The organism is Rhizobium sp. J15, from assembly GCF_002531825.1.
Taxonomy (GTDB): Bacteria; Pseudomonadota; Alphaproteobacteria; order Rhizobiales; family Rhizobiaceae; genus Rhizobium.
Genome location: NZ_NWSX01000058.1, coordinates 20,867 through 36,732 on the forward strand (window position 1 = coordinate 20,867; position 15,866 = coordinate 36,732).

The following is a 15,866-nucleotide window of genomic DNA, read 5'->3' on the forward strand; positions in this document are numbered from 1 at the left end:
AAAAGGGATACCCATGCAAGGCCTGTTCAAGCACGCCTCCGTCTCGCTGCTCGCTCTGACGCTCCTTCTGCCGGCTGCCGCTCATGCGCAGACCACGAAAACCGTGCCGGAGAGCCAGATGCAAATGCAGCTCTCCTTCGCGCCGCTGGTCAAGCAGACCTCGGGCGCCGTCGTCAATGTCTATGCGGAAAAGATCATCAAGCGCCAATCGCCCTTCGCGGGTGATCCCTTCTTCGAGCAGTTTTTCGGCCAGCAGATGCCGAACCGGTCCGAGAAGCAATCCTCGCTCGGCTCCGGCGTCATCGTCGAGGCGAACGGCACCGTCGTGACCAACAATCACGTCGTCGAAGGCGCCGACGATATCAAGGTGGCGCTGTCGGATGGCCGCGAATTCCCCTGCAAGGTGGTGCTGCGCGATGACCGGGTCGACCTCGCCGTGCTGAAGATCGATACCAAGGAGAACTTCCCGACCCTGCCGATCGGCAACTCCGACACGGTGGAAGTCGGGGACCTCGTGCTGGCGATCGGCAACCCCTTCGGCGTCGGCCAGACGGTCACGAGCGGCATCGTCTCCGCCCTTGCCCGCAACCAGGTGGTCAGGAACGAGTTCGGCTTCTTCATCCAGACCGACGCCTCGATCAATCCCGGCAATTCCGGCGGCGCGCTGATGAACATGAAGGGCGAGCTGATCGGTATCAACACGGCGATCTTCTCGCGTGGCGGCGGCTCGAACGGGATCGGCTTCGCCATTCCCGCCAATCTCGTCAAGGTCTTCCTCGCTTCCGCCGATGCCGGCGTCAAATCCTTCGAGCGGCCCTATGTCGGCGCAAGCTTCGACGCCGTAACGTCCGAGGTCGCCGAGGCTCTCGGGCTCGACAGGGTCCGCGGCGCGCTTGTCGTCAAGGTCTCCGATGGCGGGCCGGCGGCGAAGGCTGGGCTGAAAGCCGGCCAGATCGTCACATCGGTCAACGGCATCCCGGTTGAGCATCCCGACGCGTTGCTGTACCGCCTGACGACGGCCGGCTTCGGCAAGTCGGTGAACCTCACCGTCATCGAGAACGGCCGCGAGGAACAGTTGTCGCTGGCGCTCGCCCGTGCGCCGGAAACCTCGCCGCGCGACCAGCGCACCATCGGCGGACATACGCCCTTTACCGGCGCTGTCGTCGAAAACCTCTCGCCGCGCGTCGCCGACGAACTGCGCATGCCGTCGGAATCGGCCGGCGTCGTCGTCTCGGATATCAAGGAGGATTCGCCGGCCGCCCGTCTCGGTTTCGAGCCCAAGGACATCATCGTCTCGATCAACGGCACCGAGGTGAAGTCGACCAGCGAACTGGCCGAGATCGCCAACAGCGACCCCGGCCTGTGGCGGGTGGAGATCGAGCGTGACGGTCAGCGCATCCGGCAGTTCTTCCGATGAGTGACGATCTCTTCGCGCCGCGCGTTCCGGAGGAGGTTGCCGCCAGGCGGCCGCTTGCCGACCGGCTGCGGCCGAAGACGCTCGCCGATGTCACCGGTCAGGAGCATCTGACCGGTGAAGACGGCGTCCTGAAGCGAATGATCGAAAGCGGCTCGCTCGGCTCGATGATCTTCTGGGGCCCGCCCGGCACCGGCAAGACGACGGTGGCGCGGCTCTTGTCCGGCGAGGCGGGGCTGGCTTTCGAGCAGATATCGGCGATCTTTTCCGGTGTCGCCGATCTTAAGAAGGTGTTCGAGACCGCTCGCTTGCGCCGCATGGACGGCCGCCAGACGCTGCTCTTCGTCGACGAGATCCATCGTTTCAACCGCGCCCAGCAGGATAGTTTCCTGCCTGTCATGGAGGACGGCACCGTCATCCTCGTCGGCGCCACCACCGAAAACCCGTCTTTCGAGCTCAACGCCGCTCTGCTGTCGCGCGCCCGCGTTCTCACCTTCAAGTCGCATGACGAGGAGAGCCTCGAGGAATTGCTGAAGCGCGCCGAGACGATCGAGCAGAAGCCGCTGCCGCTGACGGAAGAGGCGCGCGCCAGCCTGATCCGCATGGCCGATGGCGATGGCCGTGCCGTGCTGACGCTCGCCGAGGAGGTCTGGCGCGCAGCCCGCGAAGGCGAGAGCTTCGACACCGAAGGTCTGACGCGCATTGTCCAGCGTCGCGCTCCGGTCTATGACAAGGCGCAGGACGGCCACTACAATCTGATCTCGGCGTTGCATAAATCCGTGCGCGGCTCGGACCCGGATGCCGCTCTCTATTATCTCGCCCGCATGTTCGATGCCGGCGAGGACCCGCTCTATCTTGGCCGGCGGCTGGTGCGCATGGCGGTGGAAGATATCGGCCTTGCCGATCCGCAGGCGCTGGTGATCTGCAACGCCGCCAAGGATGCCTATGAGTATCTCGGCTCGCCGGAGGGTGAACTGGCGCTGGCGCAGGCCTGCGTCTATCTCGCCACTGCGCCGAAATCGAATGCCGTCTACACGGCCTTCAAGGCGGCGAGCCAGGCCGCGAAGCAGAACGGCTCGCTGCTGCCCCCGAAGCATATCCTCAATGCGCCGACCAAGCTGATGAAAGGCGAGGGTTACGGCGAAGGCTATCGCTACGACCATGACGAGCCGGACGCCTTTTCCGGCCAGGATTATTTTCCGGAGAAGATGGGCCGGCAGACCTTCTACGATCCGCCGGAGCGCGGCTTCGAGCGCGATATCCGCAAGCGGTTGGAATGGTGGGCGAAGCTTCGCAAGGAGCGCAATCCGCGCTGACGTGGCCAAGTCTGCTCGGCCGGTGACGGGCTCAGCCGCCAAGAGCGATCGCTATCGCGACCAGAAGCAATCCGAGACACGTCATCGTCATGCCTGCGTAAAAGGGTCTGCCTCCCGAAAAGGCCGCCCACGCATAGCCAGTCACAAATAGCAGCATGATGAGAAACAGGTTGCTGGCTCTCAGGGCAAGGTCGGCATTGTCGATCAGAAGAAAAGGGGCAACGGCCGGGATGGAGGTCGCCGAAACCAGGAGGAAGACGGCGATTCCGGCAAGCAGATCGCCTTTTGCGAGCGACACCTTCACAGGGTCTGCCCGGCCTGCGAGCGTCAGCAGCGATCGATAGAGAGCGTCCGTATCGGCCGCCTCGGCAGCGAAGGGTGCTTTTTCAATCGGGAATTCACGCGCAAGCGCGGTGAGCGCCGCAGATTCGCTTCTGGCGGCTTTGATTTGCCGAAAAAGCCGCAGCCGCCTGCTCTTGTAAAACGTCGTACCCAGGATGAACAAGACGGCGTCAATGATCCCCCAGGCCACATTGCATCCGATTGTGGCGACGACCAGCTCCCGGACATCTAATCCTTCTTCTTCAAAAACAAGCCGCGAACCAACCGTCAGAGTCAGGGCCATAATCAAGCCGAAAAGGACTTCGCCGAGCGCATCGCCGGGATCGATGATGGTGGTGATACGGCCAGTCGGGTTCGAAGTCATGGACTGCTCCCCACGTGATGAAGATCTGCAGCGCCGCGGGTCTGACGCGCAAAGACGCTGTGATGCTCTGATTATTCGGCAGCCTTCGGCTCCCAATTGCTTTCGCAGCATGAAAGGGCGTGCCGGCTGACGGCCGGAAGAATTGTGATCGACGCAGCGGTCTCATTCATTGATCGCGATCAACGATCAGGATGATTGGATGCGTCGTGATCGCGGGTTTTCGATGAAGCGCGTTCTGCGGGCTCGTCTGGAGATGCGCGGTGTTGCGAATCTCAGGAAGGGCGCGGCATTTTCTGATTGACGGGCGCGGCGATCACCTTCACGGCGGATTCCGCCAGCCCGTGATGGCCTTCCATATCGACGACGACATGCCAGTGGCCGCTTTCCGGGACGGCAAGCTTGACCGGCGATTTGCGCGCCACGCCGCCGATATATTTGAAATCGAGAACTTCGGTGAAGCGCTGAAAATTCGGCGCCGTCATCAGCCGAACATTGTTCACCGCATTCAGCGACACCTCGACGATCGTCCCGGCGCGTTGTTCCTTGAGATCGTAATGGGTGAAGCGGAAGTTCGGTTTCGGCATCGGTCTCGCGGCATCTGAAATCTCTACAACGAGATTTTACCAGCACGCCGGTTAACGAAAAGTTGGAGCTCCGCCATTCCTCCAGTCCGCGTTTCCCGCCACGCCGAAACCAGGCGTGGAATGGCTCAAAGCGCGGCGTAAACGATGTAAAGTTCGACGCAGGCAAGCAGGATGCTGAAGACGATCAGCGCCCGGGCGGTGCGCTTCTCGCGCATCTGCCGGCTGCCGCGCGTGACCCTGTGTGGGCGAAGAGGGTGGAAGGCGGAAGACATGATGTTTCGCATGGCATTTGACCTTTGCAGTAACCGCGAGAGTCTACTGCCGGCCGCGATAGGAAATCCATTCGAGGCGAGGGGCGAAAATATAGGAATGTCATAAAGGCGGGTGCCAGAAATTTCGATGCAGAGTGTCGGAAAACGATGACCGCCGCCGTCCTTGCGATATCGACGCACAGATGGAGCAAGGACATGTCGAAGATGACGCTGATTTCGATGATCGCAACGGCCGCTGCCTTCCTGGCTGCGCCGGATATCTCGGCCGCAGGCGGCGCTGCGCCAGTTGTCGAGGAAGACAAGGCCATTGCGCCGATCGTCAGGAAGGGAAGGGTGCCGGTCAACGGCATCGATTATTATTACGAGATCCGCGGCGAGGGCGAGCCGCTGCTGCTGCTTCACGGCGGCCTCGGGCAGATCGATATGTTCGCGCCCGTCATGCCCATTTTCACGGATCACCGCCAGGTGATCGCCGTCGATCTGCAGGGCCATGGCCGCACGCCCCTCGGCAATCGGCCGATCGAGCTTCCCGATATCGGCGCCGATCTCGCGGTCCTGGTGAAGCAGCTCGGCTACGACAAGCTTGACGTCTTCGGCTATTCCTTCGGCGGCGGTGTGGCCCTTCACATGGCGGCGAGCGCGCCTGACCAGGTGCGCCGGCTGGTGATCCTCTCGGCGCCCTATGCGCAGAACGGTTTCTTCCCGGAGATGCTGCCGCAGCAGGCGGCCGTCGGTGCCGGCATGGCCGAGATGATGAAGGACACGCCGATGTTCCTCTCCTATAAGGCGGTGGCGCCCGACGTGTCCGAATTTCCGAAGCTGCTCGACGCCATGGGGGTGCTGATGCGCAAGCCCATCGATTACAGCGATGCCGTCGCCAAGCTCACCATGCCCGTCATGCTGATGTACGGCGATGCCGACATGATCCGCCCCGAACATATGATCGACTTCTATCACAAGCTCGGCGGCGGCCTGCGCGACGCCGGCTGGATGCGGGAAAACATGTCGAAGAACCGTCTGGCGATCCTGCCCGATCTCACCCATTACGAGACCTTCGCCTCGCCGTTGATGGCGACCATGGCGATGACCTTCCTCGACGGCGGCGGCAAGGCGCCGAACTGGGCCGAACAGGTCGGAAAATAGGCGAGCGGCCTACCGTCTTCCCCACCGTTAAGACATGCGCTGCCGCCCCACTTCCGAGACCGGAAGTGGGGCGGCAGCGCATGTCTCTCTTCAGGCTGCGCTTGTTGCGTCGCTGGGAAAATCCGTCGAGAGCGCGAGCTGGCGCCAAACGGCAAGTTCCTTTTCGACACTCGCATGCTGCGCCTCGATCATCGCTACCGTATCGCTGCCGAACGGCATGCGCAGCGGCGGGTTGGCCGAGGCGACCATCGTCATGATGCCGGCGGCGAGCCTGGCCGGGTCGCCGGGTTGGGCGTGGTTGGCGTCGGCGGCGAAGTTGCGCATGTTGCCGGCCGGCGTGCCTTCGTAATCGGCGATGGAGGCCGGGCTGATCGCCAGCGAGGTGTCGGCGAGGAAATCCGTGCGGAAGAAGCCGGGCTCGACGATCGTCACCTTGATGCCAAAAGGCTCGAGTTCGGCCGCCATCGATTCCGACAGGCCTTCAACAGCGAATTTCGTCGAGCCGTAGACGCCCCAGCCGGGATAGCCGAAGTAACCGCCGATCGAGGAAAAATTGAGGATGTGGCCGGAGCGCTGGCGGCGCATATAGGGCAGTACGGCGCGTGTCACCTTCAGGAGACCGAAGACGTTCGTGGCGTAAAGTCTTTCGATCTCCTCGGCCGAGGCTTCCTCGACGGCGCCGAGCAATCCGTAGCCGGCATTGTTGGCGAGGATGTCGATGCGGCCGAAGCGGGCAATGCCGGCGGCCGCAGCCTCCTTCGCTTGAGCCTCGTTGGTAACGTCGACGGCGACGGCGATCAGGTTCGGATGATCGCCGAACTGCTCGGTGACGGTCTTCGGGTTGCGGGCGGTGGCGATGACGGCATCGCCTGCTGCCAGGGCTTCCTTGGTCATCAGCGCGCCGAAGCCGCGGGATGCACCGGTGATGAACCAGACTTTCATGACGAATTCCTTCCGAGCTGTTTGTTTGGCGTCGCATCTCTGTGCTGACGGGGTGAATTTGACCGAAAATCCGCTGATGTATAAGATTCGTTATTATCGAAACTATGATGAGCGAAATTCAGTAATGCGCGCCACAGACCTATCCGAACTCGCAGCCTTCGCGGCTGTTGCGCGGCATAAGAGCTTCCGAAAGGCAGGCGAGGAGCGGGGCGTGACCGCCTCTGCCGTCAGCCACGCCGTTCTCAATCTGGAAGACAGGATCGGCATCCGCCTGCTCAACCGCACGACGCGCAGCGTTTCGCTGACGGAGGCCGGCGAACTCCTGATCTCGCATCTCGATCCGGCCTTTGGTGGGATGGTGGCTGCGCTCGATGCGCTGAACCGCTACCGCGACACGCCCTTCGGCAAGGTGAGGATCAACGTGCCGACTTCGATCGGCCCTTTCGTCATCGGCCATGTCATCGGTCCGCTGCTCAAAAGGAACCCCAATCTGCAGCTGGAAATCAACGCGACCGACAGGCTGGTCGATATCGTCGAGGAAGGCTTCGATGCCGGCATCCGTTTCGGCGAACGGATCACGGAGGGCATGATCGCGCTGCGCATCAAGCCGCGCATTCGCCTGGTCGTCGTCGGCTCGCCAGCCTATTTCGAGGCCCGCCCGAAGCCGGAAACGCCGCACGACCTCAAGCGCCATCTCTGTATCCAGAACATGTTTCCATCAGGCGCCCGTTATGCCTGGGAATTCGAGAAGGATGGCCAGACGGTGAGCTTTCAGCCGACCGGGCCGCTATCGCTCGACGATCACGAGCTGATGCTGCAGGCAGCGCTTGGTGGCGTCGGCCTTGCTTATATCTGGGAGCCGCGCGCGGAGAAGGCGATTGCCCGCGGCGAGCTGATCCAGGTGCTGGACGACTGGTGCCAGCTGGAGGAACCACTCTATCTCTACTATCCGAGCCGCCGCCACATGTCGGCGGGCTTCCGCGCCGTTATCGACGCGATGAGAGCGGAGTAAAGAAGCCAAATCCTATCCGCGCAGGCCGGCGATCGTCCGAAGCGCTTCAAAATAGACCGCGAGGTCGCGGGCAGGATCTGATGGGAGCTTGGCCGCACGAAACACCTTGCCTCCGGTCGCCTCGATCCCTCCGTCGATCATCAGGTTATCGGCCATGCCGTGATTTTCGATCGCGATGCCGTCCGGTCCGCGCGGCCGCCCGCTCGTCTCATCGATCTCACGCCCCGCATACCAGATCGAACGAACACGCAGACCATAATCGTCGGGATGATTGGTATAGGCGAAAACTGCCTTTCCCAGCGCAATCATGAAGCCGATCTCGTAGACCGTGCCTGGATCGGCGCTGACGCCTCGAAAGGGCGTGATGTTGGCCAGGCAGATATCGGCCCGGCGCATGGCGTCTTCGTTGCGCGCGTAGATCTCCGCGGCCGTCCGCTTCACCGGCGTCTGGTTTTCGTCGCTGCCGGGGCCGGTCGGCTCGAAGCCGAACTGGCGCGCCAGGCGGCGTTTTTCGGCCATGATGGGCATGGCATCCGGAAGGAAGACTTCCGGCCCGGCAAGATAAATGGTGGTCATGATATCCTTCATTCACAGGCGAGACGACGCGCCGGCTGGTGCCGGGCACAAAACCCATTTCCGACGGAAACACGCCAAATGGCAAGCCGTGCCGGCGGGCGTGGTGCAATTTTTCGGGAAACCGCCGCGATGCGCGTGCAGCGAAAAAGGTTGAGGCTTGCGCCCACCTCCCTTTTGACTCCTGTCGGCGAACCGGCCAAAGATGCGCCATGGCCAGCATCGTCGGGAGAAGTTGATGAACGGTCGGAATTTGCCAGCTGCGGATCGAAAAAAACCGAAGCGATGGGGATGTTTGCTTCCCGCCCTGGCCGCACTGATGCTGCTATCATCGGAAGCGGTCGGGCAGGACATGGAGCCGCAAAGCCAGGCCTCGCGCGAGCAGGTCGAAAAACTCGTGGGCCTGTGGAAGGAGCATTTTGCCGGCGCCGACAGCCTGCAGGAGAGGCGGACGGCTTTCAGGACGCTGATGGAGACGACGCCGGGGCCGACGCGCATCCAGCTCCGGCAGGTCGATGCCGACGGCGTCGATGCCGAGCTGATGTGGCCCGCCCGTCTTCATCACCCGATCGGCAAAAGGGCGATTCTCTATATCCATGGCGGCGGTTTCTCCAGCGGCTCCGTGCGCACGCACGGCCTGCTTGCCGGCTCGCTCGCCAAGGCTGCATCCAGCGATGTGCTGCTCATCGATTATCGGCTGATGCCCGAATATGGCTATCCCGCGCAGATCAACGACGCGCTGACGGCCTATCGCTGGCTTCTCGACAACGGCTATGACAACGGAAACGTCATCGTGGCGGGAGACGGCGCCGGCGGCAATATCGCGATCGAGATGGTGTTGCGGCAGATGAAGGCGGCAAAGCCGTTGCCGGCGGCTGTTGTGGCGCTGAGCCCGATCACCGATCTTGCCGCAACGGGCGGCTCGGTGGCATCGAATGCCGAAAGCGACCCGCTGGTCGACAAGGCCTGGCTTGAAACCTCACGCAAAGCCTATCTCGGCAGCCGGTCGCCGACCGATCCCCAGATATCGCCGCTCTATGCCGACATGAACGGCTTTCCGCCGCTCTTGCTGCAGGTCGGCTCCGGCGAAGTCCTGCTCGATGACACGCTGCGCCTCGCCGACAAGGCGCGTCAGGCGGGCGTGGATGTCACCACCGAGGTCTGGCCGGGCATGCCGCATCAGTGGCAGCTGTTTCCCTCGCTGCTCGACGATGCCGATCAGGCAAACCAGAACATCGCAGATTTTGCGATCCGGCATTTTCAGGACAAGCCGAAGGAATAGCCCGGAGGACTAAGCGCCCGGCGGGCTTCGCATCATTGCGATGTGCTGCGGGACGGCGAAGGCGACAGGGGCTGCTCGACCTGCCGCCCGACGCTCAGCGCCTTTCGTACATTCGGTTCCAGCCGCTCGACATAGGCGTGATCAGGAGCGGCGCCCAGCGCATCCAGCACTTTCGAGAAGAAACAGCGCGCCGCTGCCGCCGCCGTGACGTCGAAAATATCGGCATCGCTCAGCCCGTGTTTCTTCAGCCCGTCAATATCCTGCTGCGTGATCGACGTCGCATCACGCGCCACCTTGGCGGCAAAGGCCATGACCGCCCGTTCGCTGCCGTCGATCGGCGCCTTCTCCGTCTCGTTGACGACGGCCGTCAATCCATCGCTGGTGAAGCCTTCGCGCAGCAGCACCGAGCCGTGCGCCAGCATGCAATAGGAGGATTTCAACTCCTTGGCCGCCGCCAGAGTCACCAGTTCGTAGCGCCTGAGGCTCATATGGCTGCGAATGCTCGAAAGCAGCGCTCCCCAATTCTCCATCACTTCGGGCCGATGACCGAAGGCGCGGTACATATTGGGCAGATAACCGTAGTTCGCTTCCGCCGAGGCGTACATCGACGTCGTCTTCTCGCTGGCGGATGCATTGGGGGTATGAATGAAAGCCATGGCAGAACCCTCCCTTGATCCGTTGGGAGAATAGAGCGGAGGCTGTCGACATCAATCTGTCCCCGCCATCGCAGCTTTCCTAATCCGCAATCGCAGCCTTGCGCTGCCGGTAGAAGGGCAGGATATGGTGCTCGGTCAGCGGCGCCATCAGGATATCACCGGGCTCCATCGGCGAGATCCAGCGAATTTCCTCGATCTCCGCCGTTGCGCTGACCGCGCCGTCGCCGACATGCAGCAGGAAGACATCGGCGACGACGATATGATCGGGCTCGTTGGCGGCCGGCGCCTCGAACCGGCCGAGAAACTCAAGCGCTGCCGTCGTCGCAACAAGCCCGACCTCCTCGCAAAGCTCTCTTGTCAGCGCCTCTTCGGCCGTCTCCCCCGGCTCGATCTTGCCGCCGGGCTGCATGAAGGCCAGCGTGCCGCGCTTGCGCACCAGAAGCGCAAGGCCATCGTCGCGCAGGACGAGAGCAGCCGACATGCGGATCGTTTTGGTCATAAGCCGATCTGAACGGATTCGCGCAAAGACGCCAGTCAGAAATTTTGCAGACCGTTCCGAGCGTCCAGCATGCCGAAAATTCTTTCCGGCGATTTGGAAAAATTAAATCGTTCCAATATCAATATCCTGATCTCAACAAAACGTTGGTGAATGCAAACCCCGAAAATACTGGGTGTCAGTCCGATTCCGCTTGACAGAATTGGAACGTTCCAAATAAATAGGCGCCAGTCGACGATGGCGTCGGGAGGAAGAAGTGACAAAGCCGCGGGTGACCGTCATCGACATTGCGAAGGCTGCCGGTGTCTCCAAGTCGACGGTGTCGCTGGTGCTCCAGGGCTCGTCTTTGGTCAACGAAGGGACGCGCTCCAAGGTCAATGCCGTGATGCGGGAGCTTGGCTACGTCTACAATCGCGGCGCGGCGAACCTCCGGCAGGCCAGCGCGAAATCGAGGATCATTGGCGTCGTCGTGAACGATCTGACGAACAGCTTCTTTGCCGAACTCGCGGTTGGCGTCGATATGGTCGTCCAGTCGGCCGGCTTCGTGCAATTCCTGTCGAACACCAGCGAGAGCATCGACAGGCAGCGCGAGGTTGTCGCGTCGATGCGTGAGCACGGCATTTCGGGTCTCATCGTGTCGCCGGCGCGGGCCACCGATGCCGCGGACTTCAAGCCGCTCGTCGCGGCAGGCATTCCCGTCGTGGTCGTCGTCCGCAATCTGCCCGGCGCAAAAGTCTCCTCCATCGTCTCCGACAACCGGGCGGGCATGATGGCCGCGGTCGAACATCTGGTGGGGCTCGGTCACAAGCGCATCGCTTTTCTCGGCGGCTTCCCCGACACCGCCGTCTTCGACGATCGTCTGGCCGGTTACCGCAGCGGGATCGAGGCGGCCGGGCTCGGCTATGACGAAGAGCTTGTCATCTCGTCCGCGCCTTCGCGGGCGGGCGGGGTGGAGGCGATCGGAAAAGCGATCGGTCTCGGCGATCGGCCCACGGCAGCCGTCTGCTTCAACGATGCCGTCGCCTTCGGTGTCTGCGACGGCTTGCGCGCGCGCCGTCTGGAGCCCGGGGCCGACTTCGCCGTGGTGGGTTTCGACGATGTCATCGAAGCGCAGGCGGCGGTTCCCGCGCTGACGACGGTCTCGGTAGATCCGCAGGGCATCGGGCGGCGCGGCGCACAGATGCTGCTGAAGCAGATCAATGCGGGCAAGGCCGAGGCCGAGACCGTGACCACAGCCGTTCGGCTGGTCGTTCGCGAGAGCTGCGGAGCCGGCAAAGCCGCGCCGGCGAGAGCCGGCAGAGCGTGAAAATTCAAGCGGGATTCTGAGTGACGCACATGAAGAAGCATCTCACACCAGCCGAAGCGGCCGCGCTGATCCCCGATGGCGCTGTTGTCACGGTGTCGTCCTCGAGCGGCCTCGGCTGCCCTGACCTGATGCTGAAGGCGATCGGTGAGCGTTTCGATGCGACCGGCCATCCCTCCGGCATTACGACGCTTCACCCGATCGCAGCCGGCGATATGAGCGGCATCAAGGGCGTCGACTACATCGCCAGGAAAGGCCTGCTCAAGCGCATCATCGGCGGCTCCTATCCTTCAGGCCCGTCTTCGGCCGAGCCGCCGCTGATCTGGCAGATGATCACCAACAACGAGATCCCGGCCTACAACATTCCCTCCGGCATCCTGTTCGACATCCATCGCGAAGCGGCCGCCAAGCGGCCGGGCGTCCTGACCAAGGTCGGCATCGATACTTTCGTCGATCCCCGGCGGCAGGGCTGCGCGATGAACGCTCTCGCGTCGGACGATCCGGTGGTCAAACGCGTGAGCTTCGAGGGCGACGACTGGCTGTTCTTTCCTTCGATCGCCCCCCAGGTCGCCATCATCCGCGCCACGACCGCCGATGAGCGCGGCAATCTCACATACGAACATGAAGGCGCCTATCTCGGTGGTCTCGACCAGGCGCTTGCCGCCCACAACAATGGCGGCATCGTCATCGCGCAGGTCAAGCGGATCACCAAGGAAGGCTCGCTGAAGCCGCATGACGTCCGCGTACCGGGCATGCTGGTCGATTATGTCATTGTCGATCCCGATCAGAAGCAGACGACGCAGACGGCTTACGATCCCGCGATATCAGGAGAGATCTTCCGCCCGCTCGATAGCTTCAGCGTTCCTGAGTTCAACGTCCAGAAGGTCATCGCGCGCCGCGTGGCGCAGGAACTTCAGGCGGGAAGCTGCGTCAATCTCGGCTTCGGCATCTCGGCCAACGTGCCGCGCATCTTGCTGGAGGAGGGGCTGCACGGTGCCGTCACCTGGGTCATCGAGCAGGGCGCGGTCGGCGGTGTGCCGCTGCTCGACTTCGCCTTCGGCTGCGCCTCCAACGCCGACGCCTACATGCCGTCGCCCTATCAGTTCACCTATTTCCAAGGGGCTGGCTTCGACGCCTCGCTGCTCTCTTTCCTGGAGATCGGCAGGGACGGTTCTGTCAACGTCTCCAAGCTCTCCTTCCGGCCGCATGTGACGGCCGGCGCCGGCGGCTTCGTCGATATCACGGCGCGCGCCAGGAAGATCGTCTTCTCCGGCATGTTCAATGCCGGGGCGAAGCTTTCGATCGCCGATGCGGCTCTCCTCATTGAAAAGGAGGGCAAGCTGAAGAAGCTGGTGAATGAAGTAGAACACGTCACCTTCAGCGGCAGGCGGGCGATCGAGCAAGGGCAGGATATCACCTATGTCACCGAGCGGTGCGTGATGAAGCTGACGCCTGACGGCATCGTCCTCACCGAGATCGCTCCCGGCGTCGATCTTCAGGCCCACATCTTCGATCAATCCGAATTCCCGCTGATCGTCGCACCCGATCTGAAGCTCATGGACGCGACGCTTTTCAGGGAGGCGAATATCGGCCTGTCGCTTCCGGCAAAGAGTGCGCGGACACTGGAGGGTACCTTCCATGGCTAGCGGTACGGTCAGGATCGATATTGACGGACACGTCGCCACGCTGACGATCTCCCGTCCGGAGAAGCTGAATGCGCTCGATCTGGACATGCTGAAAGCGTTGGCGGATGCAGCGGATGCCGTCGAGGCGAATCCGACTGTTCGCGCCGCCGTTCTCACCGGTGAGGGTAAGGGCTTTTCCGCCGGAGGCGACATCAAGGCCTGGGGCGGAATGCTGCCGCAGGAGTTCGGCCATGCCTGGGTTCGGCATGGCCACCGCATCTTCGAAAGATTGGCGACCCTGCGGATGCCGCTGATCGCGGCTGTAAACGGCCACGCTCTCGGAGGCGGGCTGGAGCTTGCGGGCGTTGCCGACATTCGCCTCGCAGAGGAGCACATCAAGATCGGCCTGCCGGAGACCGGCCTTGGAATGGTCCCGGGCTGGTCCGGCACCCAGCGTCTCGTGCGCCGGTTCGGTGCGCAGGTCGTCCGGCGCATGGCGCTGGGCGGCGAGATCTTCAGCGCCGAGGAGGCGCGCCTGCTCGGCATCGTCGATGCGGTCGTCCCGACCGGAAACTCGGTTGCCGCGGCCCAGGAATATGCCGCGCGCATCGCCGCGAGAGGGCCAGCTGCCGTCGAGATCGCCAAATTGATGATCGCATCGGCGAATGGCGAAGACAATGGAACCGCCGTCGAAGCCCTCGGCTCGATCCTCGCCGCGAAGACCGGCGATCTGAAGGAGGGCGTCGCTTCGTTCAGCGAGAAGCGCCCGGCAACGTTCAAGGGAGAATGGTAATGACGGTCCTCGTCAACCCCACGGCGCTGAGCGACCACAAGGCGCGCGATTTCAGGATGCTGATCGACGGCAAATGGGAAGCCGGCGCTTCCGATCCGATCGAGCGTGTTGCGCCGAGCCATGGCATCGTGGTCAGCCGGTTCCCGACCGGCAGCAGGAGCGATGCCGAGCGTGCGATTGCCGCCGCTCGCAAGGCATTCGACCTCGGGCCGTGGTCGCGCATGACCGCTTCCGAGCGTTCCGCCATCCTGCTGAAGGCCGCCGATCTGATTGCTGCGCGCGCCGAAGAGCTGGCATTCCTCGATGCGATCGAGGCAGGAAAGCCGATCACGCAGGTGCGGGGTGAAATCGCCGGCTCCGTCGACATATGGCGCTATGCGGCCGCCCTTGCACGCGATCTCCACGGCGAAAGCTATAACACGCTCGGCGACGGCACGCTCGGCGTCGTCCTGCGCGAAGCGATCGGCGTGGTGTCGATCATCACGCCCTGGAACTTCCCCTTCCTGATCGTCGGCCAGAAGCTGCCCTTTGCGCTTGCCGCCGGCTGCACCACCGTCGTCAAGCCCTCGGAGCTGACATCGGGCTCGACCCTCATCTTGGGCGAAATCCTGCAGCAAGCGGGCGTTCCGGATGGTGTCGTCAATATTGTCACCGGTACGGGACCTGAAGTCGGCGCGGTCATGACGTCCCATCCAGACGTCGACATGGTCTCCTTCACCGGCTCGACCGGTGTCGGTAAGCTGACAATGTCGAATGCAGCGCAGACGCTGAAGAAGGTCTCGCTGGAGCTCGGCGGCAAGAACCCGCAGATCGTTTTCCCGGATGCCGATCTCGATGCCTTCGTCGATGCCGCCGTCTTCGGCGCCTATTTCAATGCCGGCGAGTGTTGCAATGCCGGTTCGCGGCTGATCCTTCACAAGTCGATCGCTTCCGACGTCGTCAGGCGTGTTGCCGAGCTGTCGAAGGGAGTGCGGGTCGGCGATCCCCTCGATCCCTCGACGCAGGTCGGCGCGATCATCACGCCGCAGCATCTGGAGAAGATCTCGGGATATGTCGCCGGTGCGAGGGGCAGCGGCGCGCGCGTCGCCCATGGCGGCGAGACGCTCGATCTCGGCATGGGGCAGTTCATGTCGCCGACGATCCTCGAAGCGGTCACGCCCGATATGGCGGTGGCGCGCGAGGAAGTCTTCGGCCCGGTCCTGTCGGTCCTGACATTCGAGACGACTGCCGAAGCCACAAGCATTGCCAATTCCATCGATTACGGCCTGTCGGCCGGTGTCTGGAGCCGTGATTTCGACACCTGCCTGACGATCGGCCGGTCGGTGCGGGCGGGCACGATCTGGATGAACACCTTCATGGACGGCGCCTCGGAGCTTCCCTTCGGCGGTTACAAGCAGAGCGGCCTTGGCCGCGAACTCGGCCGCCATGCGGTCGAGGACTACACCGAGACCAAGACGCTGAACATGCATATCGGCAAGCGCACCAGCTGGTGGATGCCCCAGAGCGAGAGGTTGGCCTAGCCGGCAATGAAACTGCGCCTGAGGAGGGCGGGTGATCGGGTGCGGAAATGGGTTCCGCATCTATCGATACTGGAACTGGGAGGTTCTTCGATGAATAGGTTTCTGACCACGACTGCCGTGATCGCATTGGCTCTGGCCGGCGCGCATGTCTCCGCCCGCGCCGCTGACGTGAAAGAAGTCCAGATGCTGCACTGGTGGACGTCAGGCGGCGAGGCGGCGGCTCTGAATG

At 62.8% G+C, this 15,866-nt stretch carries 16 protein-coding genes and 1 pseudogene; 10 read left to right on the forward strand and 7 right to left on the reverse strand.

Annotation, left to right across the window (positions count from 1 at the left end; all coding sequences use genetic code 11):
- The first annotated feature begins 13 nt into the window (after positions 1–13).
- Both CO670_RS29355 and CO670_RS29360 read left to right on the forward strand, forming a co-directional pair.
- Positions 14–1,417 carry a DegQ family serine endoprotease gene (locus tag CO670_RS29355; RefSeq protein ID WP_097593504.1) on the forward strand — a complete coding sequence of 468 codons (1,404 nt, stop codon included), beginning with the start codon at positions 14–16 and terminating at the stop codon, positions 1,415–1,417.
- A complete protein-coding gene (locus CO670_RS29360) occupies positions 1,414–2,730 on the forward strand; it encodes a replication-associated recombination protein A (protein ID WP_097593505.1) in 1,317 nt (438 codons plus the stop codon). The genes CO670_RS29355 and CO670_RS29360 overlap by 4 nt, the downstream gene beginning before the upstream one ends.
- A gap of 31 nt (positions 2,731–2,761) precedes the next feature.
- On the opposite strand, the gene CO670_RS29365 is transcribed toward CO670_RS29360, so the two are convergent.
- The 3 genes from CO670_RS29365 to CO670_RS33140 all read right to left on the reverse strand — a co-directional run bounded on the left by CO670_RS29365 (position 2,762) and on the right by CO670_RS33140 (position 4,292).
- Positions 2,762–3,436 (reverse strand): VIT1/CCC1 transporter family protein, encoded by a 675-nt coding sequence (locus tag CO670_RS29365; protein WP_097593507.1) that lies wholly within the window; start codon positions 3,434–3,436, stop codon positions 2,762–2,764.
- A gap of 272 nt (positions 3,437–3,708) precedes the next feature.
- Entirely contained in the window at positions 3,709–4,020 is a 312-nt protein-coding gene (locus tag CO670_RS29370) for a DUF1883 domain-containing protein (RefSeq protein ID WP_088677340.1), read from the reverse strand.
- Positions 4,021–4,145: 125 nt separating this feature from the next.
- Positions 4,146–4,292: a hypothetical protein gene (locus tag CO670_RS33140; protein WP_176539049.1), complete on the reverse strand. Its 147-nt coding sequence runs from the start codon at positions 4,290–4,292 to the stop codon at positions 4,146–4,148.
- A 147-nt stretch (positions 4,293–4,439) separates the two neighbouring features.
- Here CO670_RS33140 and CO670_RS29375 point away from each other — a divergent pair, with 147 nt between their 5' ends.
- Positions 4,440–5,435, forward strand: a complete 996-nt coding sequence (locus CO670_RS29375; RefSeq protein ID WP_176539050.1) for an alpha/beta fold hydrolase — start codon at positions 4,440–4,442, stop codon at positions 5,433–5,435.
- A 90-nt stretch (positions 5,436–5,525) separates the two neighbouring features.
- Here CO670_RS29375 and CO670_RS29380 read toward each other — a convergent pair whose 3' ends face one another.
- Positions 5,526–6,377: an oxidoreductase gene (locus CO670_RS29380; RefSeq protein WP_097593509.1), complete on the reverse strand. Its 852-nt coding sequence runs from the start codon at positions 6,375–6,377 to the stop codon at positions 5,526–5,528.
- 124 nt (positions 6,378–6,501) lie between these two features.
- On the opposite strand from CO670_RS29380, the gene CO670_RS29385 reads away from it, so the two are divergent.
- Positions 6,502–7,389, forward strand: coding sequence for a LysR family transcriptional regulator (locus CO670_RS29385; RefSeq protein WP_097593511.1), 888 nt, complete (start codon positions 6,502–6,504; stop codon positions 7,387–7,389).
- 12 nt (positions 7,390–7,401) lie between these two features.
- On the opposite strand, the gene CO670_RS29390 is transcribed toward CO670_RS29385, so the two are convergent.
- The gene (locus tag CO670_RS29390; RefSeq protein WP_097593523.1) at positions 7,402–7,965 is read right to left on the reverse strand and encodes a nucleoside 2-deoxyribosyltransferase; all 564 of its coding nucleotides are present in this window, start codon (positions 7,963–7,965) and stop codon (positions 7,402–7,404) included.
- Positions 7,966–8,269: 304 nt separating this feature from the next.
- On the opposite strand from CO670_RS29390, the gene CO670_RS29395 reads away from it, so the two are divergent.
- Positions 8,270–9,244 carry an alpha/beta hydrolase gene (locus CO670_RS29395; RefSeq protein ID WP_245426105.1) on the forward strand — a complete coding sequence of 325 codons (975 nt, stop codon included), beginning with the start codon at positions 8,270–8,272 and terminating at the stop codon, positions 9,242–9,244.
- 32 nt (positions 9,245–9,276) lie between these two features.
- Here CO670_RS29395 and CO670_RS29400 read toward each other — a convergent pair whose 3' ends face one another.
- Positions 9,277–9,900 (reverse strand): carboxymuconolactone decarboxylase family protein, encoded by a 624-nt coding sequence (locus tag CO670_RS29400; RefSeq protein ID WP_097593513.1) that lies wholly within the window; start codon positions 9,898–9,900, stop codon positions 9,277–9,279.
- 79 nt (positions 9,901–9,979) lie between these two features.
- Positions 9,980–10,399, reverse strand: coding sequence for an NUDIX domain-containing protein (locus tag CO670_RS29405; protein WP_097593515.1), 420 nt, complete (start codon positions 10,397–10,399; stop codon positions 9,980–9,982).
- Between the two features lie 253 nt (positions 10,400–10,652).
- On the opposite strand from CO670_RS29405, the gene CO670_RS29410 reads away from it, so the two are divergent.
- The 5 genes and pseudogenes from CO670_RS29410 to CO670_RS29430 form a co-directional block, all read left to right on the forward strand.
- Entirely contained in the window at positions 10,653–11,702 is a 1,050-nt protein-coding gene (locus tag CO670_RS29410) for a LacI family DNA-binding transcriptional regulator (RefSeq protein WP_097593516.1), read from the forward strand.
- Positions 11,703–11,731: 29 nt separating this feature from the next.
- Complete coding sequence (locus tag CO670_RS29415) at positions 11,732–13,345, forward strand: acyl CoA:acetate/3-ketoacid CoA transferase (protein ID WP_097593518.1); 1,614 nt, start codon at positions 11,732–11,734, stop codon at positions 13,343–13,345.
- On the forward strand, positions 13,338–14,117 hold the full coding sequence (locus tag CO670_RS29420; protein WP_097593519.1) for an enoyl-CoA hydratase/isomerase family protein: 780 nt from the start codon (positions 13,338–13,340) through the stop codon (positions 14,115–14,117). The genes CO670_RS29415 and CO670_RS29420 overlap by 8 nt, the downstream gene beginning before the upstream one ends.
- Complete coding sequence (locus tag CO670_RS29425) at positions 14,117–15,637, forward strand: aldehyde dehydrogenase family protein (protein ID WP_097593520.1); 1,521 nt, start codon at positions 14,117–14,119, stop codon at positions 15,635–15,637. The genes CO670_RS29420 and CO670_RS29425 overlap by 1 nt, the downstream gene beginning before the upstream one ends.
- A gap of 90 nt (positions 15,638–15,727) precedes the next feature.
- Positions 15,728–15,866 (forward strand): annotated as a pseudogene (locus CO670_RS29430) (sugar ABC transporter substrate-binding protein); the annotation flags it as partial.

Excerpts from the sequence above, each read along its gene's own strand:
- CO670_RS29420 (WP_097593519.1), top strand. The coding sequence starts at position 13,338 with ATGGCTAGCGGTACGGTCAGGATCGATATTGACGGACACGTCGCCACG.
- CO670_RS29405 (WP_097593515.1), bottom strand. The coding sequence starts at position 10,399 with ATGACCAAAACGATCCGCATGTCGGCTGCTCTCGTCCTGCGCGACGAT.
- CO670_RS29365 (WP_097593507.1), bottom strand. The coding sequence starts at position 3,436 with ATGACTTCGAACCCGACTGGCCGTATCACCACCATCATCGATCCCGGC.
- CO670_RS29385 (WP_097593511.1), top strand. The coding sequence starts at position 6,502 with ATGCGCGCCACAGACCTATCCGAACTCGCAGCCTTCGCGGCTGTTGCG.
- CO670_RS29425 (WP_097593520.1), top strand. The coding sequence starts at position 14,117 with ATGACGGTCCTCGTCAACCCCACGGCGCTGAGCGACCACAAGGCGCGC.
- CO670_RS29375 (WP_176539050.1), top strand. The coding sequence starts at position 4,440 with ATGACCGCCGCCGTCCTTGCGATATCGACGCACAGATGGAGCAAGGAC.
- CO670_RS29400 (WP_097593513.1), bottom strand. The coding sequence starts at position 9,900 with ATGGCTTTCATTCATACCCCCAATGCATCCGCCAGCGAGAAGACGACG.
- CO670_RS29380 (WP_097593509.1), bottom strand. The coding sequence starts at position 6,377 with ATGAAAGTCTGGTTCATCACCGGTGCATCCCGCGGCTTCGGCGCGCTG.
- CO670_RS29360 (WP_097593505.1), top strand. The coding sequence starts at position 1,414 with ATGAGTGACGATCTCTTCGCGCCGCGCGTTCCGGAGGAGGTTGCCGCC.
- CO670_RS29415 (WP_097593518.1), top strand. The coding sequence starts at position 11,732 with ATGAAGAAGCATCTCACACCAGCCGAAGCGGCCGCGCTGATCCCCGAT.
- CO670_RS29370 (WP_088677340.1), bottom strand. The coding sequence starts at position 4,020 with ATGCCGAAACCGAACTTCCGCTTCACCCATTACGATCTCAAGGAACAA.
- CO670_RS29390 (WP_097593523.1), bottom strand. The coding sequence starts at position 7,965 with ATGACCACCATTTATCTTGCCGGGCCGGAAGTCTTCCTTCCGGATGCC.
- CO670_RS29355 (WP_097593504.1), top strand. The coding sequence starts at position 14 with ATGCAAGGCCTGTTCAAGCACGCCTCCGTCTCGCTGCTCGCTCTGACG.
- CO670_RS33140 (WP_176539049.1), bottom strand. The coding sequence starts at position 4,292 with ATGTCTTCCGCCTTCCACCCTCTTCGCCCACACAGGGTCACGCGCGGC.